21 protein-coding genes are annotated in these 25920 nt (G+C 49.5%); 14 read left to right on the forward strand and 7 right to left on the reverse strand.

Translation table 11 applies throughout. From position 1 onward, the window contains the following. Positions 1–167 precede the first annotated feature (167 nt). From ICL55_RS14370 to eboC, 3 genes are read left to right on the forward strand one after another with little or no spacing between them, the layout of a single operon-like run. Entirely contained in the window at positions 168–1055 is an 888-nt protein-coding gene (locus ICL55_RS14370) for an EboA domain-containing protein (protein ID WP_343067792.1), read from the forward strand. Positions 1056–1067: 12 nt separating this feature from the next. Further along, positions 1068–2054, forward strand: a complete 987-nt coding sequence (locus ICL55_RS14375; protein ID WP_188098237.1) for a TatD family hydrolase — start codon at positions 1068–1070, stop codon at positions 2052–2054. Positions 2055–2107: 53 nt separating this feature from the next. Continuing rightward, positions 2108–3028, forward strand: a complete 921-nt coding sequence (gene eboC / locus ICL55_RS14380; protein ID WP_343067793.1) for a UbiA-like protein EboC — start codon at positions 2108–2110, stop codon at positions 3026–3028. Positions 3029–3095: 67 nt separating this feature from the next. Here eboC and ICL55_RS14385 read toward each other — a convergent pair whose 3' ends face one another. From ICL55_RS14385 to ICL55_RS14395, 3 genes are all read right to left on the reverse strand, one after another. Then, positions 3096–3734: a response regulator gene (locus ICL55_RS14385; protein WP_188098239.1), complete on the reverse strand. Its 639-nt coding sequence runs from the start codon at positions 3732–3734 to the stop codon at positions 3096–3098. A gap of 68 nt (positions 3735–3802) precedes the next feature. Then, a complete protein-coding gene (locus ICL55_RS14390) occupies positions 3803–5749 on the reverse strand; it encodes an ATP-binding protein (RefSeq protein ID WP_246496365.1) in 1947 nt (648 codons plus the stop codon). Between the two features lie 184 nt (positions 5750–5933). Then, positions 5934–6095 carry a hypothetical protein gene (locus ICL55_RS14395; RefSeq protein WP_188098243.1) on the reverse strand — a complete coding sequence of 54 codons (162 nt, stop codon included), beginning with the start codon at positions 6093–6095 and terminating at the stop codon, positions 5934–5936. Positions 6096–6319: 224 nt separating this feature from the next. On the opposite strand from ICL55_RS14395, the gene ICL55_RS14400 reads away from it, so the two are divergent. From ICL55_RS14400 to ICL55_RS14420, 5 genes are all read left to right on the forward strand, one after another. After that, positions 6320–7477, forward strand: coding sequence for a 3-dehydroquinate synthase (locus ICL55_RS14400; RefSeq protein WP_188098245.1), 1158 nt, complete (start codon positions 6320–6322; stop codon positions 7475–7477). Next, positions 7474–8694: a metabolite traffic protein EboE gene (gene eboE, locus ICL55_RS14405; protein WP_188098247.1), complete on the forward strand. Its 1221-nt coding sequence runs from the start codon at positions 7474–7476 to the stop codon at positions 8692–8694. The genes ICL55_RS14400 and eboE overlap by 4 nt, the downstream gene beginning before the upstream one ends. A gap of 138 nt (positions 8695–8832) precedes the next feature. Further along, complete coding sequence (locus tag ICL55_RS14410) at positions 8833–10197, forward strand: alkaline phosphatase family protein (RefSeq protein ID WP_188098249.1); 1365 nt, start codon at positions 8833–8835, stop codon at positions 10195–10197. 11 nt (positions 10198–10208) lie between these two features. Further along, positions 10209–10814 carry a DUF6992 family protein gene (locus ICL55_RS14415; RefSeq protein WP_188098251.1) on the forward strand — a complete coding sequence of 202 codons (606 nt, stop codon included), beginning with the start codon at positions 10209–10211 and terminating at the stop codon, positions 10812–10814. Positions 10815–11035: 221 nt separating this feature from the next. Then, on the forward strand, positions 11036–11395 hold the full coding sequence (locus tag ICL55_RS14420) for an MmcQ/YjbR family DNA-binding protein (RefSeq protein WP_188098253.1): 360 nt from the start codon (positions 11036–11038) through the stop codon (positions 11393–11395). Here the strand turns inward: ICL55_RS14420 and ICL55_RS14425 are convergent. Further along, the gene (locus ICL55_RS14425) at positions 11385–12173 is read right to left on the reverse strand and encodes a sulfite exporter TauE/SafE family protein (protein WP_188098255.1); all 789 of its coding nucleotides are present in this window, start codon (positions 12171–12173) and stop codon (positions 11385–11387) included. The two genes, ICL55_RS14420 and ICL55_RS14425, sit on opposite strands and share 11 nt — an antisense overlap. A 214-nt stretch (positions 12174–12387) precedes the next feature. Between ICL55_RS14425 and ICL55_RS14430 the strand changes: the two genes are divergently transcribed. Beyond that, the gene (locus ICL55_RS14430) at positions 12388–13083 is read left to right on the forward strand and encodes a hypothetical protein (RefSeq protein ID WP_188098258.1); all 696 of its coding nucleotides are present in this window, start codon (positions 12388–12390) and stop codon (positions 13081–13083) included. Position 13084: 1 nt separating this feature from the next. Here ICL55_RS14430 and ICL55_RS14435 read toward each other — a convergent pair whose 3' ends face one another. From ICL55_RS14435 to ICL55_RS14445, 3 genes are all read right to left on the reverse strand, one after another. Then, positions 13085–14422 (reverse strand): Gfo/Idh/MocA family protein, encoded by a 1338-nt coding sequence (locus ICL55_RS14435; protein WP_188098260.1) that lies wholly within the window; start codon positions 14420–14422, stop codon positions 13085–13087. A 172-nt stretch (positions 14423–14594) separates the two neighbouring features. After that, entirely contained in the window at positions 14595–16367 is a 1773-nt protein-coding gene (locus ICL55_RS14440; protein WP_188098262.1) for a DUF885 domain-containing protein, read from the reverse strand. A gap of 115 nt (positions 16368–16482) precedes the next feature. Beyond that, entirely contained in the window at positions 16483–17850 is a 1368-nt protein-coding gene (locus ICL55_RS14445; protein WP_188098264.1) for a 3-keto-disaccharide hydrolase, read from the reverse strand. 447 nt (positions 17851–18297) lie between these two features. Here ICL55_RS14445 and ICL55_RS14450 point away from each other — a divergent pair, with 447 nt between their 5' ends. From ICL55_RS14450 to scpB, 5 genes are all read left to right on the forward strand, one after another. Then, a complete protein-coding gene (locus tag ICL55_RS14450; protein ID WP_188098265.1) occupies positions 18298–21300 on the forward strand; it encodes a SusC/RagA family TonB-linked outer membrane protein in 3003 nt (1000 codons plus the stop codon). A gap of 25 nt (positions 21301–21325) precedes the next feature. Continuing rightward, a complete protein-coding gene (locus ICL55_RS14455; RefSeq protein WP_188098267.1) occupies positions 21326–22948 on the forward strand; it encodes a RagB/SusD family nutrient uptake outer membrane protein in 1623 nt (540 codons plus the stop codon). A gap of 112 nt (positions 22949–23060) precedes the next feature. After that, the gene (locus tag ICL55_RS14460) at positions 23061–23642 is read left to right on the forward strand and encodes a DJ-1/PfpI family protein (protein WP_188098269.1); all 582 of its coding nucleotides are present in this window, start codon (positions 23061–23063) and stop codon (positions 23640–23642) included. 190 nt (positions 23643–23832) lie between these two features. Further along, positions 23833–24717: an ATP synthase F1 subunit gamma gene (gene atpG / locus ICL55_RS14465; RefSeq protein WP_188098271.1), complete on the forward strand. Its 885-nt coding sequence runs from the start codon at positions 23833–23835 to the stop codon at positions 24715–24717. A gap of 104 nt (positions 24718–24821) precedes the next feature. Further along, on the forward strand, positions 24822–25920 hold a 1099-nt coding region (gene scpB, locus ICL55_RS14470; protein ID WP_188098273.1), incomplete at its 3' end, for an SMC-Scp complex subunit ScpB.

Consider the following 25920-nt stretch of genomic DNA (forward strand, 5'->3'; position numbering starts at 1 on the left):
CCTGATGCATAATCAGGTTTTAGAATGGCGGAAGGAGAGGCAGCAATGCCTCTCTTTTATTTTAATAACCACCTATCAAATATTAGCCCTATAATTCGGAAAATCTGCGCAATCCTGTTTATTTTTAATCAGAAATCAGTGTTCTCATTCTAAACAGGATTTGTCAAGTGGCGGAATATGTATATGACAGGCAGAAAATGAGCGAAGGACTGGCAGCCATTATTGCCGGCAATAGTAGTGATACAGCCAGAGAATGGCTACAGCAGCGGTTGCAGAAAGCCGCTTCCATACCGCAGTTTAATCAGACTTTTACCGCGATTCCCAGATTCACCGGAAAAAATATCATCGTCGTGTCGGCGGAACAGGCTGCGGTATTGCATCAGCAGGTACCTGGATTCTTCGTACACGGGTGGACGTTAGACCGCCTCATAAGGGCATGGTGGCTGTTACAACTCGACACGGCTGATAAGGCCGGCTATCTGGATACCATCGAAAAACTCTTTCTCTCGGCCGAAATGAACGAACTGGCTGCACTCTATAGTGCCCTGCCATTGCTCGCCTGGCCGGAAGAATGGAAACTTCGTACAGCCGAAGGCGTTCGGTCCAATATCGGGGTGGTACAGGAAGCGATTATGCTCCACAATCCATATCCCGCGCGGTATCTGGACGAGCCCGCCTGGAACCAGCTGGTGATGAAAGCGATTTTTACAGACAAACCACTGCACCTCATCTCCGGTCTCGACGAACGCAGAAATACAGCATTGGCGGCCATCCTGACGGATTTTGCGCATGAACGCTGGGCTGCCGGCAGAAAAGTATCACCAATGCAATGGCGGCTGCTGACTAGACTGATAACGGCAGATAATATGGCAGACCTCACCCGGGTGTGGCATTCTGCCGATCAGACGGAAAGAGCTGCTGCGGCCCTCGTATTTGCCTATACAGATTATGCACCGGCCAAAACATTATTGGCCACAGACCCGGCACTGACCGCCGAAATACAAAGTGGCGCCCTCTCCTGGGACGTCATCGCTGCTAAATTATCCCAGAACTAAATCTGAAAAATTATGTGTGGTATTCATGAACTGACCGAAAAAGATCTTCAACCGTTAACGTATACACCGGCTTATCTTGATAAAATAAAAGGCATGCGCTTCTTTGATCCGCATGTACACATGACCTCCCGGACTACAGACGACTATCAGGCGATGGCCGATGCCGGCGTGGTAGCCCTTATTGAGCCCGCTTTCTGGCTCGGACAACCCCGTACCGGGATAGACACCTTCCGCGATTATTTCAACAGTATCCTCGGCTGGGAACGATTCCGCGCGTCTCAGTTCGGTATTAAGCACTATTGCACCATCGGACTGAACTCCAAAGAAGCCAACAACGAAGCGCTGGCGGAAGCTGTCATGGAAATACTGCCACAGTTTATCTATAAAGAAGGCGTGGTAGGAGTAGGAGAAATTGGTTTCGATGACCAGACCCCGCTCGAAGAAAAATATTATCGCGCACAGCTGGAACTGGCTAAGGAAGCCGGTTTGCCGGTACAGATACATACTCCTCACCGCGATAAGAAAAAGGGCACGCAGCGCAGCATGGACATCGCGATAGAACATGGACTGGCCCCTCACATGGTGATCGTAGACCACAACAACGAGGAAACCGTCAAAGAAGTGCTGGACCGCGGCTTCTGGGCAGCATTTACCATCTACCCCTTTACCAAAATGGGTAATGAGAGAATGGTGGAAGTGGTGAAACAGTACGGCAGCGAAAGGATTATGGTCAATTCAGCCGCCGATTGGGGCATCAGTGATCCACTCGCCGTTCCCAAGACAGCAGCCCTGATGCACGAAAGTGGTATTGACTTGAATGACATTCATTTGGTAACTTACATGAATGCTGTAAAGGCGTTCGCACAAAGCGGCCAGATAAATGAAGCGGATTTTGATGTAGCCGGAAATATTGACCAGCGTGAGAAATTTAATGGAAGCACCGTTTTACGTGGAGGCCAGCAGCCCAGAATTAATAAAAATACAACCATCATCCGGTAAAGGCCTGGCAGTTTCGTTACTGCTGGCAATGAACCATGAAAACCTGTTATTCGGTGAGTTATATTGTTAGCAAAGTAATCGGATACCTGCGCCTGATGCGCCCGGCCAATATTGTCACCGCCATTGCGGATATCCTGGCGGGGGTGGCCATTTCCGGCTATTTCCTGAATGTGACCTTTGAAACACTGACACTGGACCAAACACTTCCGGTGGTATGCCTGTGTCTTGCCACTGCCGGCCTGTACGGCGGCGGCGTTGTATTCAATGATGTATTTGACGCAGAACTGGACCGCACAGAGCGGCCGGAACGGCCCATTCCCAACGGTGTTATTTCGCTTACCCAGGCAATCATACTGGGGAGCTACCTATTGTTGGTAGGCATCCTGGCCGCCTTTTCGGTAGGCGGAATCAATGGTCTCGCCGGCTGGCTGGCCATTGCTACCGCGGTGGCTGCACTCGTATATGATAAATGGGGAAAACATCACGCTTTCCTGGGACCTGTTAATATGGGACTGTGCCGCGGCCTGAACCTCCTCCTGGGCATCAGTATCGTACCGGGAGCAGTGGCTACGTGGTGGTGGGTAGGACTGGTACCTATTCTCTACATCGCTGCGGTGACCAACATCAGCCGGGGCGAGGTGTATGGCGGCACCACCAACAGTATCCGCATAACGGCTGTCTGTTATGCTATTGTGTTGCTGACTATCGGCACCGTGGCCATCTTTCACCACAACGGCTGGAAAGTGATACCCTTCCTGCTGTTGTTCGCATGGATGATTTTTACGCCGCTACGGAATGCATGGAAAAATCCCATCGGACCTAACATCGGGAAAGCGGTGAAAGCCGGCATCGTGGCGCTGATTGTCATGAATGCCTCCTGGGTGGCGGCTTTCGATGCGCTCAGCTATGCCCTGGCAGTACTGCTGTTATTACCCATCTCTATGTCGCTGGGCAAAGCCTTCGCAGTCACATGAACAGGTTACTCATCAGCAATACCGGTAAACGGTTTCCAATTCGTCATTCGTAATTGGTAATTCGTAATTAATCCACAAGTCCTCTTTTGATGGCTTCCTTCACCAGTCCGGCGGTATTTTTTACGGCCAGTTTCTGCGTGAGGTTAAGCCGGTGAGTTTCTACTGTACGCAGACTGATAAACAGTTTCTCTGCAATCTGCTGGTTGGAATGCTCTTCTGCGATCAGCTTCAGAATTTCTTTTTCACGACGGGTAAGTGGAATCTCATAGCCGGATGATCGTTGTCCGGTAAGCATTTCATGGAGCAGCTGTTGTTTGATGCCGGCATCAAGATATTGTTCTCCGTTATGTACCTGCTCAATGGCGGCTACCAGTGTTTCTTCATCGGTGTTTTTCAGCAGATAACCACTGGCGCCATTACGCAACATCTGTTTGATGTAATGTGATTCCATGAAGTTGGTGAGCGCAATGATTTTGATGTCAGGGTGATTTTTATGCACCTGTTTGCATAATTCCAGTCCGTCAATATCAGGCATTTGTATGTCTAACAGCAGCACGTCGGGTTGCGCTGCGGGCAACGCTTCCATCAGTGCGGTAGCTGCATTGCTTTCGTATACGATGGTAATGTGCGGATAAGGCGCCAGCATGGTTTTTAACCCATTGATGACCAACAGATGATCGTCGGTGATGGCTAATTTTATCTTCATAAATAAGAATCTTTTTTTTCGCAAAATCAAAAAAATCGCAAATCAGGAAATCCCTGAATTGTTTCGGGCTATCCTATTTCTGCCAGTTGCATAATCGCGATATTAAATTCTATATAGGCGGTAGTCCCTTGTCCGTGCGCGGCCGCGATTTCCAGATTGCCATTCAGCGCTCTGATTCTTGACTGTAGCGCGTTGAGGCCCATGCCGGCCTGGGCGTCGCGTGTTTCCTGAAATCCGATGCCATTGTCTTCTACGGTGATACTCAGCAGATGCTCCTGCCTTGTGAGTTGTACAAGCGCTTCGGTGGCCTGTGAATGTTTGATGATGTTATTGACCAGCTCCTGTACGATACGGTAAACAGACAGTTCAAAATTTCCCTTGAAGCGGCCAATGCTATCCGGTGCATAACACGAAATAGTGAGGTGCCGGGAGTGGCTCACATTGTGGCAATAGAAACGGACCGCCTCTGCCAGCCCCATTCTGGCCAATAGTTCCGGCATCAGGTTATGGGCGGTTTTGCGTACTTCGCCAATGGCATCGTCCAGCATGCCCATAGCGTGACTGAAGCTCTTGTCTGTTTTCAGTGCCGGTTGCTCATGTTTCAGTGCGCCAAAATGCATCTTCACCGCTGATAGTAGCCCGCCTACGCCATCATGCAGGTCTTTCGACAAGCGGGTGCGTTCTTTTTCTTCGCCCTGTATCATGGCTTCGAGTACCTGCACGGTTTTTTCTGCTTCCATGGTATGCAGCTGCTGCTCCTGCAGATGGGTGCGGTGTTTTAGCCGCTGCCAGATGAAGAAAGCGGTGGCCAGCAACAGAGCAGCGGCAATAAGAAAGAGGAAGATCCACATGTTTTTCTGTTGTATCTGCAGATCTTTCCGCGCCAGTTGCAATTCTTTGGCGGTAAGCTCCCGGTCTTTTTTCTCAGACTGGTACTGCATTTCCAGCAGCATCACGTTGTTGCGGGCAGCATCGCCGGTGAGGGAATCGTTGAGCGCTTCAAACTGCTCACGCAGCGCAAAAGCCTGCTCGTAATGCCCCAGGGTGGCCTTCAGGTTGGAAGCCACCATATAGCCCCATCTGAGCTCGTTGATAGCTTTGTACTGCTTGGCCATGGTGATGGCCTGTTCCACATAGGACAAAGCCTCCTGATATCTTTTCAGGTTAAACAGTTCCCGGCCATAACCCAGATATATGTACGTCAACAGTTCCGGGTTAGGGAATTTGCGGGACAGCTCCAGCGACTGCGTGTATTGTTGATAGGCCTCGGGCCTTTTCTCCTGTTCGAAATACAGATTGCCAAGGTTCACATGGGCCTTCAGTACGAAGGCGCTGTCTTCCAGCTCCTGCCCCATGCGGATGGCTTTCCGGTAGTACTGCTCACCTTCAGCGTAGCGTTTCAGTGCCACCAGGCAAGACCCCATGTTAATCAATGCCGCGGTGGTGCGCCGTTTGTTGCCAATAGAAGCGGCATGCCGGTAGGCCTTCTCAGCATATTGGAACGCTTTGGCGTAGTCCTTTAAATTGATGAAGATACCCGCCAGATTGTTGTTCATCAGGCTGGAGAAAAGCGTGTCTTTAGCGGCGTCAGACAACTTCAGGGCATCCAGGTAGCGGCTGGCGGCGGTAGGGAAGTCCCCCAGCTGATGGTGTTCGTTGCCGCTGAAACTCAGGGCACGCATCAGGTTGGCCGTATCCCGCAACCCTGCGTAAATCTTCACCGCATGGTCTACCATGAATAATGACTCCTCATACCGGCCCTGCATATCCTGTATGTACATATAGTAACAGGCAAAATCCGCCGCCCCTTTGGGGTAGTGCAGCTGCCTGCTTAAACGAAGCGCTTCCCGGAAGATACCGTCTGCTTTCTGCATGCTGTCGGGCATATAACTCATGGCGTAGGCAAACAGGGTGTTTACCCGGCCGGTGTCAGCTTTCTGTTGCTGCAGTACCTTGAAAAGGCTATCCTGTGCCGCTGTATTGAACGCTCGTGCAGAGATACTATGCACAACCATCAAACAGACAGCAAACAATATTTTTTTTAACATCGCTAATGCGCTTACCTGTTAACAATCAAATCAATAAGTGCAACAAGAGAAGTATGAAAAACATCCGTGTTACAGGGCTAACAACATGGGGGCTTATGTCAGATGTCGATCTAAAACAAACAAACTCGTTGGCCTGCAACAGGCCCGGAGGCTACTGCAGCGAAAGGTAAATATCTTCATTTCCTGCCTTATACGCAATAGGTAGTTGGATGAACGGAAATGACCGGGGACCGTATTTGTCCCGGTATACGGCCACAGTGGCCTGCTGGTAAGGATTTGCGCTGCCGGGAGGGACCTCCGTAGAAATACGCATTTTTTAAAATAATGGTTTGTACCGCTAAATACCCCCTGTAAACAGGGTTTCTTTGCATGCAGTAATGAACCATTTCTCTATTGCATACCGATAACAACAAACAGGTAGAACCCCAAAAAAGGCTCCGTTCCCGGAGCCTTATTCTTTATGGAAATATCTCATTTTTATGTGTACTTTTAAAGGCTATTGAATTTTTTTAGATTGATGCAAGCGGAACAAATGCCATGGAGTACATTCAACAACAATTCGACGTTAACTTTTCTTTCAGGGTCTTCTTTTCAAGAGATTTATTCGATCCGGCTAATACCTGTTTGTCAGCCTTCCTGGAATCCAAAGCCGAAGCGGCTTTTCAGAAAAAATTGCTGGTAGTCCTCGATGGAGGCGTAGCTGCCAGTCACCCCGGCCTTGCCGAAAAGATCTCCTATTATCTGATGCAGGTGCGCGGTTTCCGGCTGGCACCGGAAATGATCACGCTCACCGGCGGAGAAAGCGTGAAAAATGACTTGTCACAGCTGGTTTCCCTGGTAGATGCCATCGATCAGCATGGCATCGATCGCCATTCGTATGTGATAGGCATCGGCGGTGGTTCCCTGCTCGACCTCGTCGGTTTTGCGGCGGCCATATCCCACCGTGGCGTGAAACATATCCGTATACCCACTACCGTATTATCACAAAATGATTCCGGCGTAGGCGTGAAAAACGGGATCAATTATAAAGGCAAGAAAAACTTCCTCGGCTCTTTCGCCCCGCCGGCAGCGGTGTTTAACGATAGTACGTTCCTGACTACGCTGGATGGACGCGATTGGCGCTCCGGTATGGTGGAAGCCGTAAAAGTGGCACTGATCCGGGATGCGCCTTTCTTTGAATGGATGGAGAAAAAAGCCGTGGACCTTACCGGTGGCGATATGCCGGCCATGGAGGAACTGATCTATCGCTGTGCCGCGCTGCATATGGCGCACATCGGCGGTGGCGGCGATCCGTTTGAAAGCGGCTCGGCACGCCCGCTCGATTTCGGGCACTGGAGCGCACATAAACTGGAACAGCTGACAGATTTCTCCCTGCGGCACGGAGAAGCAGTGTCCATCGGTATTGCGCTCGACAGCGTGTATTCCTGCCTGTTAGGATGGATCGATGAAGCGGCGATGCTGCGTATTGTCAATGTGTTGAAAGCCATGCAACTGCCCATCTGGCATCCGCTGCTGCAAAAGCAGGACGACGAACCATCTCCGGTGATCGCCGGCCTGGAAGAGTTCCGCGAACACCTCGGCGGACAACTGACGATATCGCTGCTGCGGGCTATCGGAAGAGGCGCAGAAATACACCATATAGAGCTGGATATGCTGTACAAAGCAGCAGACATCTGCCAAAAACTACAGTCATGAAAACAGCATACGGACACCTGACTTATTGTACCAATATCCATCCCGGAGAAAAATGGGAAGACCATTTTGCACAACTCCGGAAATATATACCTGCCGTCAAACAACAGGTGGCGCCTGATCAGCCTTTTGGCATCGGTTTGCGCCTGGCTAATACCGCCAGCCTGGAGCTGACAAAGGAAGAAAACCTGCAGGCTTTTAAAGCCTGGCTGCAACAGGAAAACTGCTATGTGTTTACGATGAATGGTTTTCCCTATGGCGGCTTTCATGATACCGTGGTGAAAGACCAGGTACATACACCCGACTGGACGCAGGCCGACAGGGTGGCCTATACCATCCGGCTGTTCCGCCTGCTGGCAGCGCTGCTGCCCGAAGGCATGGAAGGCGGCATCTCTACCTCCCCTTTATCTTACAAATATTGGTGCAACCGTTGTGAGGAAGAAAAGAATTCTTTCACAGAGAGCGCCACCCTGAATATGTTGCTCGTAGTGGAGCAGCTGGCACGTATCCATCGTAGTGGAGGGCCACTCATGCATCTTGATGTGGAACCGGAACCGGACGGACTGCTGGAAAATACCGCTGAGTATATCGGCTGGTATATGGGATCGTTGCTGCCGGCGGGTATTCCGTTTATCATGGACAAGCTGCGTGTAGACGAAGCAGAAGCCGCTGCCATCATCAAAAATCATGTGCAGCTTTGTTACGATGTTTGCCACTTTGCACTCGAATACGAAGCGCCAAAGCAGGTGCTGGAGCAGCTGGGGCGTTATGGTCTTAAAGTCGGTAAATTGCAGATCAGCGCGGCCCTGAAAGCAGATCTGCCTGCGGAAACAGCACAACGCAAAAAAGTGATCGATGCCTTCTTGCCCTTTAACGAGCCGGTTTACCTGCATCAGGTGATCGGCAGAAAAGCAGACGGCTCCCTGATACGTTACCCGGACCTGCCGCAGGCACTGGAAGACGCCGGTAATACTGCCGTAGTGGAGTGGCGCTCCCACTTCCATGTGCCTGTATTTGCAGACAGGTTTGAAGTGCTGCATTCTACGCAGTCAGATATAGTAGACGTACTGACGTGGCAACGGCAACAACCATTTACCCATCATCTGGAAGTAGAAACCTATACCTGGGATGTGCTGCCACAGGGCCTGAAAGAAGAAATGGCGGTGTCTGTGTCGAGAGAATTAAACTGGATTAAAAAAATATTAGCAAATAAGGACTAATGAACTAATGGTTGCGTGCTACCGTTTTACGAACTAAAAATGTCAATCAGGCACGGGTTTATAGAAACCTGCCCATTACAGAACACCAAATTCGTAATCCGTAATTCGTAATTTGTAATTGATTTTAAGGTTGTATCTATGAGAAAAACAGTCGTATTGGACGTTGTAGGATTATCCTCCGCACTGCTGGAGCATATGCCTTTTCTGAAAGCATATGCGCAGCAAAGGCATGTGGCTACCGTAGCCCCTATGTTGCCTGCTGTGACCACCTCGGTGCAGAGTACCTATCTGACCGGTAAATGGCCGAGTGAACATGGTATTGTGGGCAACGGCTGGTATGATCGTACCGACTGTGAGATCAAATTCTGGAAGCAGTCCAACAAACTGGTGGAATCTGCCAAAATATGGGAGAAAGCCCGTCGCCTGGACCCTTCCTTTACCTGCGCGCAGATGTGCTGGTGGTACAATATGTACGCTGATGTGGACTATTCCCTGACTCCCCGTCCCAACTACCTGTCGGATGGCCGTAAGATACCGGATTGTTACACCACACCAGCTGACCTGCGGGATTATCTGACACAGGAGCTGGGGCCCTTCCCGTTGTTCAACTACTGGGGCCCTACCGCAAACATCAAATCCTCTCAATGGATCGCCGACGCGACCATCCTGACCGATAAACGCCACCATCCCACCCTGACGTTCGTTTACCTGCCTCACCTCGACTACTGCCTGCAGAAATTCGGGCAGGATCCCGCAGGTATCGCCAAAGAGCTGCAGGAGATCGATGGCGTATGCCGGCAGCTGATCACCTATTATCAACAGATAGGCTGCGACCCCATCGTGTTGTCGGAATATGGCATTACCAATGTCAACCATCCGGTGCATCTCAACCGTATCCTGCGTCAGGAAGGGCTGATTGCCATACGGGAGGAGAGAGGCCTGGAGCTGCTGGACCCCGGCGCTTCCAAAGCCTTTGCCGTAGCAGATCACCAGATAGCGCATATTTATGTGAATGATCCTTCCTGCTATAAAAAGGTGCGGGATGTCCTCCGGAAAGTGCCTGGCGTACAGCTGGTGCTGGACCGCGAAGGGAAAAGGCAGCATCATATGCACCACGAACGCAGCGGCGATCTGGTGCTGGTAGCCGATGCCAACAGCTGGTTTACCTACTATTACTGGCTGGACGACAACAAGGCGCCGGATTTTGCGCGCATCGTAGACATTCACCGCAAACCCGGATATGACCCTGTGGAGATGTTTATGAATCCCGCAGACCCGCTGATCAAGCTGAAAGCGGCCGCCAAACTGCTGAAGAAAAAGCTCGGATTCCGTTACCTGATGAATGTGATCCCGCTGGATGCCACCCTGATCAAAGGCTCTCATGGCCGCCTGGAGGAGAATCCGGCCAACCACGCCGTAGTCATCAACAAACAACCTTTCAAACAAAACCAGCTACAGGCAACAGACGTATATGAGGTGATATGGAACCAGTTGGTTGACTAAATCATCCCCGCATGTATAAATATGGCTGTATCCTGATGTGTTGGCTGCTGTTGGCCGGAAAGCTGGCAGCGCAGGAACCTTTTTCCCTGGAAGGCTTCAACCGGGAACGTATTCATACCACTAAAACCGCCATGATCGTACTGGGAGGCTGGTCGGTTGCCAATATAACGACCGGCCTCCTTGCTATGGGACAAACCAGCGGCGAAGCCCGTTATTTCCATCAGATGAATGCCATCTGGAATGTCGTCAACCTGGGCATCGCCACGGCCGGGTATCTGGGCAACCGCCGGCTGGACCCTGCGGGTTACAACTGGCAGCAGAGCATCCGCGAACAGAACAAAATTGAAAAGATCTACCTGGTGAACGGAGCGTTGGACCTTGCTTATATACTGGGAGGGCTATATGCCCGTGAATATGGTAAAAATCAATCCGGCAAAGAGGAAGACCGCTGGAAGGGATATGGGTCGTCTATTATTTTACAGGGTGGCTTTCTGTTGCTCTACGATGCGGTGAACCTGTCGCTGCATCACCGTCATGGAAAGAAACTATACCAACGCTGGGAGGGGATGCAGCTCTCCATGGCACCGGGCCGTGTGGCCGCTGTCTACACCTTTTAGCATGCTGTATTAAAATCTCGTTAATTCCCCGTTTTCGCCCGTTTTTGGTGCGTTATTTTCTCCGATTAATTCGCTATATTTATAAAGCAGTTTCATCTCTATTTACAGCGAACACCCATTCCACATATGTGACATATTTTTATATGTTTATTTGTGGCCAGATTCTAGTGAGGTAATCCGTTCAGGAAACGGGAATATAAACGATGTTTAAACCTGCTGCTATGTTTGACAATGCCCTTGATTTTTGCCGGTCTTTACCGGCTGTCACCACTGATCAAAAGTGGGATAACGAACTGAGATTTTTTGTTGGAGAGAAATTGTTTTGCATGATTTCCCCCGACCCACCGTGCCGTGTTTCCTTCAAATGTACTACCAGCCATTATCATCAGCTGATAGCCAAGAGAGGGATTGTACCGGCGCCGCATCTGGCCCGCTACCACTGGGTACAGCTGCAGCAGGAAGATGTAATGCCCGGCCCGGAGCTCGAGCATTTTCTGCATGAAGCTTACGACCTTATTTTGGGAACACTGCCGCCTTTCGAACAGGAAGCCATCCAGAAAATGAAAAAGATCAATGCTTAAGAAGTGTAAAGAAGATATCGTACAGGCCAAAGAGTACGAGTGTGCCCGCGAATATTTTTTCCAATAACGGCGTCTTCATTTTTACCGCTGTTTTAGCACCAAGATAGGACGCCGGAAAAGCGGTGAGCGATAATAGCAGCGCAATGTTCCAGTCTATATGCCCAAGGCACCAGTGAGTGATGGCGCCAGGCACAGAAAGTACCGCCGACAGTATGACGGCACAGGCCAGGGCCTGTTTAATAGGCATCTTCAGGCGGCGAATAAAGAAGGTGCTGAACAGAATACCTCCCGCATTGGCCAGCAGGCCCGACAGAAAACCGATAAACAATGCAGCGCCCACAATTTGAGAAGCCTTGATGTCGTCACTGTTAACGGGTGTTTCCACAGAAGAACCTTTGTGGCGCAGATAGGAATACAGCAGGGATCCTCCCAGGGTTACAATGAACAACGCTGTCAGCAGCATCAGTGTTTTTCCCGGCAGATAGCTGCTAAACCAGGAGCCCACTACCGTGGCGGGTACGCCAAATATCGCCCCTAATAACACCACGCGTTTGTTGAAGAGCTTTTCACGGCTGTATACCGCCGTGGCAGAAAGTGTGCTGGAAATAGAGGCCGGTAACGGCGAGGCAAGGGCAAAAAAAGGATTGACGCCCGCGAAAATCTGTAGCGCAGGGGTGCTGATGGCGCTGCCGCCTTTGCCTAACAGGCCCGATAAATAACCGACTACTACCCCTATGACCAATACTGGCAGGTAGTTGGATTGTTGTAAATACTCCATTCAAATCATTCCTCCGGGAACGTGCAAACTAATGGTTGGTGGTTGGTTTGTCTCAATTACAGGTTTATCAAAAGTAGGGGGCATTCATTAATAATAGTGATAACTATAAGTTATGGGAGATAACAATATATTATATTTATTGCTAGTCTATAAAGCTAATGAACTGAATATTCGTTATTTTCATACCGCTAACGAACAGCAGTTAACTTGCGATATGACAAAGAAAGTGGATTTCCCCAATGCTGATTATTCCTTACAATGGCTGTATAGGGACCCGGACCAGCATATCTATGAAGATTACAATACGATCGGCGTTCCCGATGAGCGGATTTTTGAGGATATCCACCGAGTACTGGAGATATTGCATGCGGCGGAGTTATTAATACCTGTTAACCTGAACCGTTCAAAGAAATTTGAATTTTCCGGTACCCATCTCGATGATATTGTGGCGGAAATCCGCCAGTGGGTGCGGTCGCGGGTGATCAAGGAAAAACTGTCCATCTATGGCCACGGGGTCGTGAAACTACCGAATGGAGAGGAGGTGGTGCAGAAAGACCTGGTACAGGTGGCCGATTTGCGGTTTACCGAGAGGAGTTTTAAAATCGCTACGGCCAAAACCATCTGGGTGCCGGTAGTGCTGGACGATACGGATAACTACAACTGGCAGATAGGGTTGGCGGAGCAGAATGCACCGCGGCTGGAAAACTGCCTCGCTGCTGTATTCCACAAGCTGAAGCTGGAGGTGACACCGGGCCTGGAGGAAGAAGACCGCTCCAAGCCGGTATGGCAGAAAGGATTTAAGCTGTACCCTTCCCGCGAAGCGATTGAAAGTGCTTATATAGAAGATCCGCCCCCACCCAGTTTTGACATTGCCAAATACCTGTTGCCTAAAACGGAGGCGGACCGATAAATCATACTTTGGGTGCCCAGCCTTTTTCGTATTCCCTGCTCCATAATTTCATGGCTTCCTGGTCATGGAGGATGTGGCCATTGGAAGGATCGGTGTGCAGCACACGGCCGGTGCGTTGTGCAATGTTACCCAACAGGCAGAGGAGCGTGCTTTTATAACCAATATTGATTTCTGAGTTGAGGGTGGCTTTTCCGCGGATACTTTCCAGGAAGTTGTTGATGTGAACGGCATCATAGAATTCACCCGCAGGACTTACTGTATTGGTAACGCTCTGGTTGGGGTTGGCGGCCTGTTTCACTTCTTTTACCACTTTATTTTTATTGTCTACGATTTTGTAGCTGTCGCCGCCGGAATTGTACAGCGTCCCATTTTCGCCGAAGATGGCGAATCCGCGCCCACTGCCTTCCAGCGTGAAGGGGTCGCAGCTGCGGCCTTCCCAGGCGATGGCTTTGTTGCCTTCAAATTCGAAGTTCAGCGTTTGTGTATCGGGTGTTTCCCAATCATCTCCCGCGAAGGAGTAACGACCACCGGCCGAAGTGACTTTTGTGGGAAATTCCAGGTCCATAAACCAGCGGAGACAGTCCAGTTCATGGGTAGCGTTGTTGCAGGTTTCGGAGGTTCCCCAATGCCAGCGCCAGTGCCAGTTATAATGTACGATATTGTCCAGGTAATCTTTGCGCGGTGCAGGGCCCTGCCACAGGTCCCAGTCCAGCGTAGAAGGCACTGGTATCTTTTTGCCCACACCGATAGGCTGGCGGTCGTTGACATACCATCCGCGACCGTAGTGTACTTTACCGATAATACCTTCTTGTTTTACTTCTTTGATGGCTTGTTGCAGATTGGGCCAGGAGCGGCGTTGGTTGCCCATTTGCACGAGGCGGTTGTATTTTTTCGCGGCGGCCACCAGTAATTCGCCTTCATGTGGATTATGTGCGCAGGGTTTTTCCACATACACGTGTTTGCCGGCGGCGGTGCCCATGATAGCGGCGGGAGCGTGCCAGTGGTCCGGTGCGGCCACGATCAGCGCGTCGAAATCTTTCCTCTCCAGCAGTTTACGGATATCTTTTATCACGGTAGGCTTGCGTTCCTGCGCGTCAGCTATGGCTTTCAGGCCTTTCCGGATAGCGCCGTCTTCCACGTCGCAAATGTAGCCGATTTCAGCGCCGGGCAGTTTGGCTGCTACCTGCGCCAGCCAGTTACCGCGGGAATTCACTCCCATCACGCCCAGCACTATTTTGTTGCCCGGTGCCTGTTTGCCGAACACCGGGAAGTTCAAAATCGTTAACCCGGCCCCTACTCCGGCTATGGAAGTGTTTTTGATAAAGTCTCTTCTTTTCATAACGGATCTCTCTGATTAAAGTATGTTTTTAGCAATCGGTTGCATTAGTAAAATAACAAGAAAAATTTACGGTCCCAAAAAAACTGCCCGGCTGTATAACAGCCGGGCAGTGGATTGATTTCTTAAAACGCGCGTTTAATAAAACGTGCATGTTTCTTTCTAAAAGAAAATCTTACTGACCATAAAACCGCGTCATTTTCTGTTCAAGCACAGAGAGTGGCACGCAGCCATCTTTCAGCAGTTCATCGTGGAAAGCAGGGAGACTGAATTTATCGCCCAATGCTTTGGTGTATTTTTCCCGCAGTGACCTGATTTTGAGCTCTCCTATTTTGTAGGACAGTGCCTGCCCGGGGATAACCATATACCGCTCTATTTCAGCGGTGGCTTCCTGTTCAGACACCGGTTCGTTGTCCATCATGTATTTAATGGCCTGTTCACGGGTCCAGCCTTTATGATGCATACCAACGTCTACGACTAAACGAATAGCCCGATGGATTTCTTCGGTCAACCGGCCGAAGTACATGTACGGATCGGTATACAGGCCCAGCTCTTTACCGAGACCTTCGCAGTAGAGTGCATATCCTTCGCCGAAGGCGCCCACCCAGGTAAAGCGGCGGAACCTGGGCAACGAGTCATTTTCCTGTTGCAGGGAAGACTGGAAATGGTGACCGGGAATGGCTTCGTGCAGGAAGAGGCTTTCCATGCCGGGGTAGGGAAATTCGGCTGCATTCAGGATAGGCACGTAGAAGGTACCGGGCCGGGAACCATCCGGATTGCCTGGCTCGTATTGTGCGGAGGCTGACGCTGCGCGGAAGGCTTCCGTTTGTTTGATCTCGAATTTGGATTTGGGGAGATGACTATACATTTTTTTAACACCGGGCATGATTTTGTTTTCGATCGCTCTGAAAGAGTCGAGGATGGCGCCGGGTGTTTTGAAAATGCGTAGTTTTTTGTCGTTGCGTACCGCCGTGAAAAAGGCCGTCAGGTCTCCTTTGAAGCCGGTACTATTTTTCACTTCTTCCATTTCTCCGCGGATGCGGGCTACTTCGCGTTCGCCGATCGCATAGATTTCATCCGGCGTTTGGTTGGTGGAAGTCCAGTACCTGACGAGGAACTCATAGTATTTCTTCCCATCGGGAATACCTTCAATACCACTGGTTTTACGGGCTTTGGGCAGGTATTCCGTTTGCATGAAAGTATATAGCTTCCCGTATGCCGGGAGAATATATTTTTCGATAGCTGCGGTGTAATCGGCTGTCAACTGCTGTTTAGCGGCAGCATCCAGTGAATCCGGCAGTGTTTTGAGTGGCGCGTAGTAAATGTTGGTGGTATCTTTTTTAGCCAGGTTTTTTAGTTGCGGCAGTGTTTTGATCACCAGTTTTTCCGGGAGAACATAACCGGTAGCGATGCCCTGGCGCATGTTGGAAATAGCAGTATCTGCCCATACAGAAAAACCTTCCATACGATGGATAAAGTTTTCATAGTCTTTTTTTGTTTTGAAAGGCTGGGCAGAGGCGCCGGAACCCAGTTGGGCCAGGGTGATCGGAAGGCAGGTGAATTGTTGTACCGGCATCAGGTAATCATGGTACGTGAGTGTTTCGCGGTTGAGTGCAAGCTCTCTTTGCAGCATGTCGTAAGTGATGCGGTCGTTGCCGGACAGGGTAGCAGTATCAATGCCTTTCAGTGCCTGTTGGTAGGCGGCAAAGAAAGAATCGGCTTCGTGCCGGAAGGCAGCTCCGATATCTATCGTTAGCTGATCGTTGTATTTCGTTTCACCATTGAAAGTGGCTTGAATTGGCTGTAGGGCCATATTACCATCGTAATAGCGCTCCACCAGTTGATGCAGGGAGTCCCCCGAGGCTTGTTGGTTGTTGTGGGCACCCTTTTGCTGACAGGAGATGGCGGTCAGCAAACTGCCCACTAACAATAAAGAGGCATATTTCATGTTGAGTATGGATTATGAGAACAATTTAATCAAATCCCCAAAACAAAAAAGCATTCCGAAGAATCGGAATGCTTATTTAGAACAGTGAACAATGAAAAAAAAGATAAAAAATATTTTATTTCAATACTTTAATACGAATGCTTTTGAAGGATACCTCATTACCATGGTCCTGTAACAGGATGTGTCCTACCGGCCATAAACCAAAATTCTTCCAGTTTTTGTATTTGCTGATCGCCACCAGATCTTTGAAGGCTTGGGAGCCCCGTTCATATTCCAATACTTTAAAACCGTTCAGCCAGTGCTCTACGTGGTTATTTGGATACACAATAATACGACCTTTGTTCCAATCTCCAATAGGTAACAGGGCACGTTTTTCCTGTTTTCTTGTCATGAGGTCGTAAAGTGACGCCAGTGTCCGGTTTCCGTCGCGTCCCAGCTTGGCATCCGGATGTTTTTCGTCATCCAGTACCTGATACTCCAGCCCGATCGCTGATTTACCGCCGGTTTCATATGACTCATTTACAAAATATTTCACTCCGCTATTGGCTCCTGGCGTGAGTTTGAACATAAATTCCATCTCAAAGGCGCCATATTCTTTTTCTGTCACGATATCACCACCGCTGCCTTCTTCATCACCGTTGGAATGCTGGATGGTCAGCAGACCGTCCTGAATATGCCATCCGGCAGCAGGGAAATCCTTTCTGTAAGCGCCTCTCCAGCCTTTGGTGGTTTTACCGTCCCACAGGAGTTGGTAGCCATTCTTTTTCTGTTGACCGGAAATGGTGTTATCCACATTATTGACCACATAGATATTATCGTAGGGAGAATATTGGGACGCAGCCGGTTTGTCTATGATGCGGATATTTTTCCAATAAATATGTTTGTTTTCGTCAGCCGCATTTTTACCGATGCCGTGTACCTGCAGTGCGATGAAACCTTTGGGCAGTGCGGTATCTACCAGATGCGCGGTAGGAACGCCGTTTACCCAGGTACGGATTTCATTGCCGCGGCATTCGATGCGGTATTTATTCCAGTCGGTTGGTTTGAAGGCATTTTGTCCGGCAGGATTTAATTCCATGGGATATTGCCAGCCCCTGCGACCTTCTTCATACACCCCGCCGCTCCATTTACGGTCAGACGGGTCTATTTCCATCTGATAACCAAATACACGACCGTTCTGATAGTCGTCGCGGCTCTGGCTGCGGAACTGAATACCGGAATTGAAAGGGGCGCCCAGTTTGAATTCCAGCTCGAGAATGAAATCTCCGTATTCCTTATCGGTGGCCAGGAAGGAGTTGGGTGTGCCGGTTACGGTGGTGCCGACTATCTGTCCGTCTTCTACATTGTATACGGCCTTGCCTCCCAGCTGTTTCCAGCCTTTCAGGTCCTTACCATTAAAAAGTGTTTGCCACTGGCTCTTCTGAGCAAACATGCTGCCGTACATCAAAAGCAGGCTGCCGCATAATAAGATCGTCTTTTTCATAACTTTTTATACTGGAATGAAGGTGTCAAAATAAACAATGAAAATGATTTTTACAACCGATTGCAAAGAAAAAACTTTTCAAGAGAAAAAGAAGAGGGCCGCATTAGGTCACTGCAAATCTTTCAGCCTGCCTCCCGGTTTTCTCCGCGAAGCAGGTCCTTCCTGGAAAAAATTTCCCCGGAAATCCCATTCATCTCAAAAACCTTCTTAAAAAAACTTTTATATAAAGACCTCATTAAAAACGAGTTGAAAAAATCTTGCCGAAAGTTGTCCAGCCCTAAAAACTATTATTCCCGTTACTGTCAACGCTTTTCGCCTGCTTTCCCCTTTCTGCCCGCAAAAAAATTAGCCTCTTAAATTGCAATCGTTTGCATCTCTGTAAATAATTATTATTTTGGGCTGGATAAGTTAGTACCCAATTCCATTTTTAGAAAAACTGATAACGTTATGAATAGGATTTCACGCTTATGTTTTGCAGCGTTATGCCTGCTGCTATGCCATCAGCTTGCTCAAGCACAATCCAAACAGGTGGAGGGGAATGTACTGGCGAAAGATAAGACTCCCCTGGTAGGTGTTACGGTGGCCGTTAAAGGCGGCACCTCCGGTACCCAAACCGACGCTAATGGACACTTTAAACTGAATGTCGCCAATTCCTCCAATGCTGTACTGGTTTTTTCCTTCATCGGTTATATCCGGCATGAAGAACCTGTCTCCGGACGAGGGGTGATCAGCATCACCCTGGAAGAAGACCAGAAAAAACTGGAAGAAATTGTGGTGGTTGGCTACGGTCAACAAAAGAAAAAAGATGTGACAGGCTCCATTGCTTCTGTCAGCAGTAAAGCCATTCAGGAAGTACCGGTCACCAATGCACAGCAGGCATTGCAAGGCCGCACACCGGGCGTGGACGTAGTCAGCAACAGCGCCAAACCAGGCGATGAGCCTACTGTCCGCATCCGTGGCACCCGCTCCCTCTCTGCCGGCAACGACCCGCTCTATGTCATTGATGGGATACCTTACTCCGGTAGCCTGAATGATATCGGTCCGGGTACCATCCAGTCCATGGAGATCCTGAAAGACGCGTCCGCAACGGCTATCTACGGTTCCCGCGGCGCCAACGGCGTAGTACTGATCACTACCACCCGCGGTAAAGTAAGCCGGCCGATAGTTACCTACTCCGGCTCCTACGGCATGGTCAAAAACCTCGGACAAACAGACCTGATGAACGGTGCACAGTTTGCCGATATGCGCCGCGAAGCTTACCGCACCATCGGCAGGTATAATGATAACAACCGCGACTCCTCCGACAAAGCCATCTTTGTACCACAGGAATATGCCGGTATCCAGAAAGGGACTAACACCGACTGGCAGAAACTACTGCTGTCTACCGGCTATCAAACCAACCACTCCATAGGCGTGAATGGTGGCACAGAGAAAACAAAATACGCTGTCGGCCTCGGCTACTTCAAAGATCAGGGCGTATTAAAACTACAGAGCTACGAACGCTATAATGTCAATATCAGCCTCGATCAGATGATCGGCTCCCGCGTGAAAGTCGGCGCCACCATGCTGGCTTCCTACAGCAACCGAAAAGGCGAAACCTACAATGGTATCAACAATGCCATCCGTATGCTGCCGATCTCATCTCCTTATGATGACAACGGTAACCTGATCACTTTCCCGAACAACGACAGTAACCTGCCCAATCCATTACTGGACTACGTGCCCGGCGCGCGTACGGAAAACCGCAAACGTTTCCGTCTTTTTACCAGTCTCTATGGTGAAGTAGAAATTATCGACGGCCTTAAATATCGGTTGAACGTGGGCCCCGATATCTCGCAATACAACTACGGCCTGTTTCAGGGCAAAAATACATTCGACCTCCTGATCGGCGGTGGCGATGCTACCGCTTCCAAAACCAGTGGCGAAACGATTGCATATACGGTGGAAAATGTTGTCACCTACAACAAAACTTTTAACAAAAAACACAACATCGGTTTCACCGGCTTATATAGTGTACAAAGACAAAGAGGCGATAGCTCTACTGCCAACGTGCGCGGCGTACTGGTAGAAGCACAGGAATACTACAACCTTGGTCAGGCAATGAACGTGACCGGCGTAGGCAGCAGCCTGGGTACCTGGACCATCCTGTCTTACATGGGACGCCTCAACTATGGCTATGATGATCGCTATCTGGTAACGCTCACAATGCGTGCCGACGGCTCTTCCCGTTTTGCACCGGGGCATAAATGGGGCTATTTCCCTTCCGTGGCTGCAGCGTGGAACATGAGCAATGAACAATTTCTCAAAAACAGCCGTAACATCAGCCACATGAAGCTGCGCGCCAGCTTCGGCCGTATAGGCAATACCGGTATCGACCCGTATGCTACACAAGGCTTGCTGTCACGTATTCCTTACTCCTTCGGCGGAAAAGGCGTACTGGGCTATTCGCCTTTGATGTTGCGTAATCCCAATCTTACCTGGGAAACCACTACCTCCTTCGATGCAGGCCTTGATTTCGGATTCTTTAAAGATCGTTTAACCGGTACCGTTGATTTCTATAAACAGAAAACTACCGACCTGCTCATGCCTTTCCTGCTGCCGTATAGTAATGGCTTCAATAGTGTACTGCAAAACGTGGGCGCTACCAGCAATACTGGGTGGGAAGTGGCACTGTCCGGCATCATCATCGACAACCCGAAAGGATTTAACTGGAGCATGGACGTGAACTTCTCCCGCAATCGCTCTAAAATCCTGGAACTGATGGGCGGTAAAACAGAAGATATCGGCAACGGCTGGTTCGTTGGTCAGCCTACCTACGTGTACTACGACTATAACAAAATCGGTATCTGGCAAACCAGCGATAAAACTGATGGTCTGCTGTATAAACCCAAGCCCGGCGAAATCAAAGTGGAAGATACCAATGGCGATAAAAAAATCGATGCCAGCGACCGTAAAATACTCGGTACGCCGCAGCCCGACTGGACTGCCGGTATGACCCAAAGGGTTTCCTATAAAAACTTTGAATTGTCTGTAGTGGCCTTTGCCCGCGTAGGTGGTATGATCAAAAGTGATTTCTACCAAAACACCAACACCCTGTTTGGTCGTTTTAATAACCTGAACATCAACTATTGGACACCTACCAACCCAACCAATGACTTCCCACGGCCCAATGCCAATCAGGAACGTCCGGTCAATTACCAGTCACTCAGCTATTTCGATGGTTCCTTCTTCAAAATAAGAAACATATCACTCTCCTATGCGTTGCCGGAAGCCACCGTAAAACGCATGCAGATGCAGGACCTGCGCTTTAATGTGAGCGTAAAACAACCGCTTATCCTGGCGCCTTACAGACAGAAATACAAAGGCGTAGATCCGGAAGACGTGAACGTAATTGGTATTGACGCACCCGCTACCTGGATGTTACAGTTTGGTGTGAATGCACGGTTCTAATTTTTTTCAATCAAAAACATTCAACATGAAAAATATTTTGTGGGCAATAGCATTAACGGCACTCGCAGGTACAGGGTGTAACAAAATGCTGGAGGAAGATGTAGTGACCAATACAACCGATGATTTCTATAACACGCGCAACGGCTTCACCACCGCTGTGAATGCGGGTTATGCCGGTATGCGTATTTTCTATAGCACCGAGAGAGGTATGACCCTCAGCGTGGCAGGAACAGATACCTACACCAACGGCTCCGATGGAAACTTTAAGTTTGCCAACCAGTACACCTCGCAGCTGGATGCCCGTTATGATCACGTGAGAGAATTGTGGAACAGTTTGTATCAGTCCATCAATAACTGTAATGTGGCGGTAGACCGTGCAGATAAGGTGAGTGGGCTGGATTCAGCGAGCAAATTCAAAGGTGTGGGAGAAGCCCTGTTTTGCCGGGCGCATTATCATTTCCTGCTGATGCAGACATTCGGTAACATACCTTTACGGCTACACGAAAATAAAGAAATCAATACTGAAGCTACCCGCGATAGTACCGCTAAAGTATACGATGCCATCATCGACGATCTGACGAAGGCCGCCCAATATCTGCCGCCAACGCAGAGCGACTGGGGCCGGGCCACCAAGCCTGCCGCAGAACATCTGCTGGCCAGAGTATACCTCACCCGCGCTACTTCACCTGATGCGAAATCAGACGACTATGCCAATGCTGATAAGTACGCAGAAGGCGTCATCAAAAACTATGGCTTTAAGTTATTGGACGATCCGGGGAAAGTATGGGCACAGGGCAATGAAAACAATACTGAAACCATCTTCGCTGCACAGTATACGACCGACCCGCTGTATGCATCGCCGGATAATAACGCCTGCCGTTTTTTCCTCATGCAGTACGATGTGCTGAGTGGCATGCAGCGCGATCTGCCCAATGGTACGCCCTGGAAACGTTTCCGGCCTACCGCTTTCCTGATCGATACCCTCTATCAGGAGCGGGTGCATGATACCCGTTATCAGAAGTGGTTCACCACCGTTTGGTTTGTGAACAAACCGACGACTACCCCCTGGGTGATGAATCTGGGTGATACAGCCGTATACATGCCGGGCCGGCCGGTTACAGCAGCAGAAGTGGCCAGCAAACGTTACCTGTTGGTCGGCTCAAATAAGTATACCGAAAAACTGTACCCTTCCCTGAATAAATTCGCGGACGCCCTGCGGCCGGATAACCAGGCTTCCGGCGTAAGGCCTTTTATCGCCTTCCGGCTGGCAGAAACTTATCTGATCGCTGCCGAAGCGCTGTATAAGCTGGGGAATTCCCAGGGAGCCGCTGATATGGTGAACGTTGTACGCATGAGAGCAGCCCGTCAGGGTACCACCCCTGCTGAAACCCAGGTACATCAGGAGGCCATGAAAATTACTGCCGGCGATATCAATATCGATTTCCTGCTCGACGAAAGAGGACGGGAACTGATTGGTGAGCAGCTGGCCTGGTTTGACCTGAAACGTACCGGTAAGCTGCTGGAAAGAGTACGGAAGCACAATCCGGAAGCATCCGCCAATATCGATGCCCACCATTTGTTGCGGCCTATCCCGCAGGACCAGATCGACAGATCGTCTACGCCGTTCCCGCAAAATCCGGGTTACTAATCGTTTTATCACTTCATCATTTCTTAACAGACGCTTCGGGCATAACGTCCGGAGCGTCTGTGTTTTATCCCGTTATTTTGTGTATCTTGAAGGACCTAAAAAATATAACCATATGGCACAGAAGAAGATTTTATTGCTGACAGGAGATTTTGCGGAAGATTATGAAACCATGGTACCTTTCCAGATGCTGCAAATGATCGGACACGAGGTACATGCGGTATGTCCTGACAAGGCAGCCGGTGACAAGATAAAAACAGCCATTCACGATTTTGAGGGCGACCAGACCTACACAGAAAAACCCGGTCATGGTTTTGTGCTCAATGCTTCTTTTGCAGATATATCCGCGGGAGATTATGACGCGCTGGTGATTGCCGGTGGACGGGCGCCCGAATATCTGCGGCTCAATAAAAATGTGATAGAGCTGGTCCGGCATTTCTTCACAGAAGACAAACCGGTGGCCGCTGTTTGCCATGGTATCCAGATACTGACTGCTGCCGATGTGGTACGGGGCAAAAAACTGACCGCTTACCCCGCTGTGGCGCCTGAAGTAACTGCTTCCGGTGGTACGTATGTGTCTGTGAATGTTACTGAAGCGGTCGTAGATGGTAAACTGGTGACTGCGCCCGCATGGCCGGCACACCCGCAATGGATCGCTGCATTTCTCCAGGTACTGGGCACCACGATCTCACTATAATTTATTATTTGTATATTTTTATATTTATATAATGTTGATAATTAACCTTTAAAAGAAAGGTCTAATTATCTTCTCCACGGATTTTCAAATTATACCTTCATTGCTTACCTTTGCAGCCAAATTCAGGAAATCAACTGCCTGGATGCATAACCATCAAAGTAATTTGTCATTCCGTAATTGATTAAAATATATGTCCGGACAGCTTAAAGAAGTTCGTAACCGAATCAAATCTATTCAATCTGGTCAGCAGATCACAAAAGCCATGAAAATGGTGAGTGCTGCAAAATTAAGACGTGCGCAGGATGCTATCTTACTGATGCGTCCTTACGCCCTGAAACTCCAGGAAATGTTGCAGAATATTGTTTCCAACAGCGAAGGCAATATCAGCACACCCCTGGCAGCACAACGTGCGGTTGAAAAAGTACTGATTGTGGTGATCACTTCAGACAGAGGTCTGTGCGGCGCCTTCAACTCCAACCTGATCAAAACTGCCAAACGCGTTATCCGCGAAAAATACCTGGACCAGTATGAAAAAGGTAAAGTGGAAATACTGCCTATCGGCAAAAAAGGATACGAGCATTTTGCCCAGAACGGTTACCAGGTAATCGACAAATACTGGCAGCTGTTTGGCAGCCTCACTTTCGAAAACGTGAAAGAAGCGGCTTCTGTAGCACTGAACGGTTTTGTTGACGGTACGTACGATGCGGTAGAAATCATCTACAGCGAATTCAAAAACGCTGCTACCCAGGTATATGTTTCCGAACAATTCCTGCCTATCGCCAAAGTGGAAAACAAAGAAGACAACAAGCTGAAAGCCGACTTCATCTTTGAACCACAGAAAGAAGTACTGATCGCTGAGCTGATGCCGAAAATCCTGAACACGCAGTTCTTCAAAGCTGTACTGGATTCTCACGCTTCTGAACACGGCGCTCGTATGACCGCCATGGACAAGGCTACTGAGAACGCTCAGGAACTGCTGCGTACACTGAAGATCTCTTACAACCGTGCCCGTCAGGCCGCTATTACCACCGAGCTGACTGAGATCGTGAGCGGTGCCGCTGCACTGGCAGGTTGATAATACTACGTCAACACTGAATATTGAAATATTTTCAGATTAGGGTCAAAGACTGTATTTTTAGTCTTTGACCTTTTTTTGTAATTCATATCGCTGATAGCAACATGGAAATATCACAGCTCATCCCTCATGTGGAAGCACTAATTTTTGCAGCCGACCGGCCTTTACCCCTGCTGGAAATAGTGGAGTTGCTCAATAATGCGCTGGCATTCCTGGAAGACCGCGCCACACTGGAGCAGGTGGAAGCAGCCATGGAAGCCATCAGGGAGAAATACAGCTCCGAATTTTATGCCTTTGAAATCAGGAGCAGTGGTGGTGGATACCAATTCATGACCAAAAAGGAATATTATCAGACAGTAGCCCAGCTCAATGGAGATAAATTCCTGAAACGCTTGTCCACCGCCGCCCTCGAAACACTGGCCATTATCGCCTACCGTCAACCTATCTCCAAAGGAGAAATTGAATACATCCGCGGCGTAAGCACGGATTATTCCATCCAGAAGCTGCTGGAAAAGGAACTCATCGTGATTTCCGGCCGTAGTGAGGACTTACCCGGTAAGCCACTGCTGTACACCGTTTCCCGCTCTTTTATGGACTATTTCGGTATCAATTCCGCCGCCGATCTGCCCAAACTGAAAGAGCTGTTCGAAGAAGATCTCGTGCAACCCACGCTTATCAACGACGACACAGCCACTATCGGTCGCGGGGATCATGCGCAGGCATCCGAAAACACCCACTCAATGATGGTTTCCGAAGACGGTGAACTACTGGACCCTGATCATGAGCTGGACCGGCTGGAAACCCCTGAAGTGCCCGCCGCCGAAGATGAAGAGGCCGAGCCGGACGATGAAATCATCGCCTTTAATACCTACATCGAAGAAGATACCACCGAAGAAGCTCTGGCTCCCGAAGATGCTGTGGCCCCCGAAACTTCCACCCCGGAAGACGCCACCACGGCTGAAACTACCCCCGATGATCAACAGGAGGAAACTCCTGCCATTGAGGATGAAACCCCCGGAGATCAGGAACCCGCAGAAGACGAGGATAGCGATAAAGATCCCGATGGCATGATGGAAGAAGCCATGGAGCTCCCTTCAGAAGACGATGAACCTATATCCGAAGAGGAAGAAGAAGAAGAAGAAGATGAGGATGAGGATGAGGATGAGGATGAGGATGAGGATGAGGATGAGGATGAGGATGAGG

It is taken from the genome of Chitinophaga varians (genome assembly GCF_014529945.1).
Taxonomy (GTDB): domain Bacteria; phylum Bacteroidota; class Bacteroidia; order Chitinophagales; family Chitinophagaceae; genus Chitinophaga; species Chitinophaga varians.

Excerpts from the sequence above, each read along its gene's own strand:
- ICL55_RS14450 (WP_188098265.1), top strand. The coding sequence starts at position 18,298 with ATGAATAGGATTTCACGCTTATGTTTTGCAGCGTTATGCCTGCTGCTA.
- ICL55_RS14390 (WP_246496365.1), bottom strand. The coding sequence starts at position 5,749 with ATGGTTGTGCATAGTATCTCTGCACGAGCGTTCAATACAGCGGCACAG.
- ICL55_RS14395 (WP_188098243.1), bottom strand. The coding sequence starts at position 6,095 with ATGCGTATTTCTACGGAGGTCCCTCCCGGCAGCGCAAATCCTTACCAG.
- ICL55_RS14385 (WP_188098239.1), bottom strand. The coding sequence starts at position 3,734 with ATGAAGATAAAATTAGCCATCACCGACGATCATCTGTTGGTCATCAAT.
- ICL55_RS14455 (WP_188098267.1), top strand. The coding sequence starts at position 21,326 with ATGAAAAATATTTTGTGGGCAATAGCATTAACGGCACTCGCAGGTACA.
- ICL55_RS14415 (WP_188098251.1), top strand. The coding sequence starts at position 10,209 with ATGTATAAATATGGCTGTATCCTGATGTGTTGGCTGCTGTTGGCCGGA.
- atpG (WP_188098271.1), top strand. The coding sequence starts at position 23,833 with ATGTCCGGACAGCTTAAAGAAGTTCGTAACCGAATCAAATCTATTCAA.
- ICL55_RS14435 (WP_188098260.1), bottom strand. The coding sequence starts at position 14,422 with ATGAAAAGAAGAGACTTTATCAAAAACACTTCCATAGCCGGAGTAGGG.
- ICL55_RS14460 (WP_188098269.1), top strand. The coding sequence starts at position 23,061 with ATGGCACAGAAGAAGATTTTATTGCTGACAGGAGATTTTGCGGAAGAT.
- ICL55_RS14410 (WP_188098249.1), top strand. The coding sequence starts at position 8,833 with ATGAGAAAAACAGTCGTATTGGACGTTGTAGGATTATCCTCCGCACTG.
- ICL55_RS14425 (WP_188098255.1), bottom strand. The coding sequence starts at position 12,173 with ATGGAGTATTTACAACAATCCAACTACCTGCCAGTATTGGTCATAGGG.
- ICL55_RS14420 (WP_188098253.1), top strand. The coding sequence starts at position 11,036 with ATGTTTGACAATGCCCTTGATTTTTGCCGGTCTTTACCGGCTGTCACC.
- eboE (WP_188098247.1), top strand. The coding sequence starts at position 7,474 with ATGAAAACAGCATACGGACACCTGACTTATTGTACCAATATCCATCCC.
- ICL55_RS14400 (WP_188098245.1), top strand. The coding sequence starts at position 6,320 with ATGGAGTACATTCAACAACAATTCGACGTTAACTTTTCTTTCAGGGTC.
- ICL55_RS14375 (WP_188098237.1), top strand. The coding sequence starts at position 1,068 with ATGTGTGGTATTCATGAACTGACCGAAAAAGATCTTCAACCGTTAACG.
- ICL55_RS14440 (WP_188098262.1), bottom strand. The coding sequence starts at position 16,367 with ATGAAATATGCCTCTTTATTGTTAGTGGGCAGTTTGCTGACCGCCATC.
- ICL55_RS14430 (WP_188098258.1), top strand. The coding sequence starts at position 12,388 with ATGACAAAGAAAGTGGATTTCCCCAATGCTGATTATTCCTTACAATGG.
- ICL55_RS14445 (WP_188098264.1), bottom strand. The coding sequence starts at position 17,850 with ATGAAAAAGACGATCTTATTATGCGGCAGCCTGCTTTTGATGTACGGC.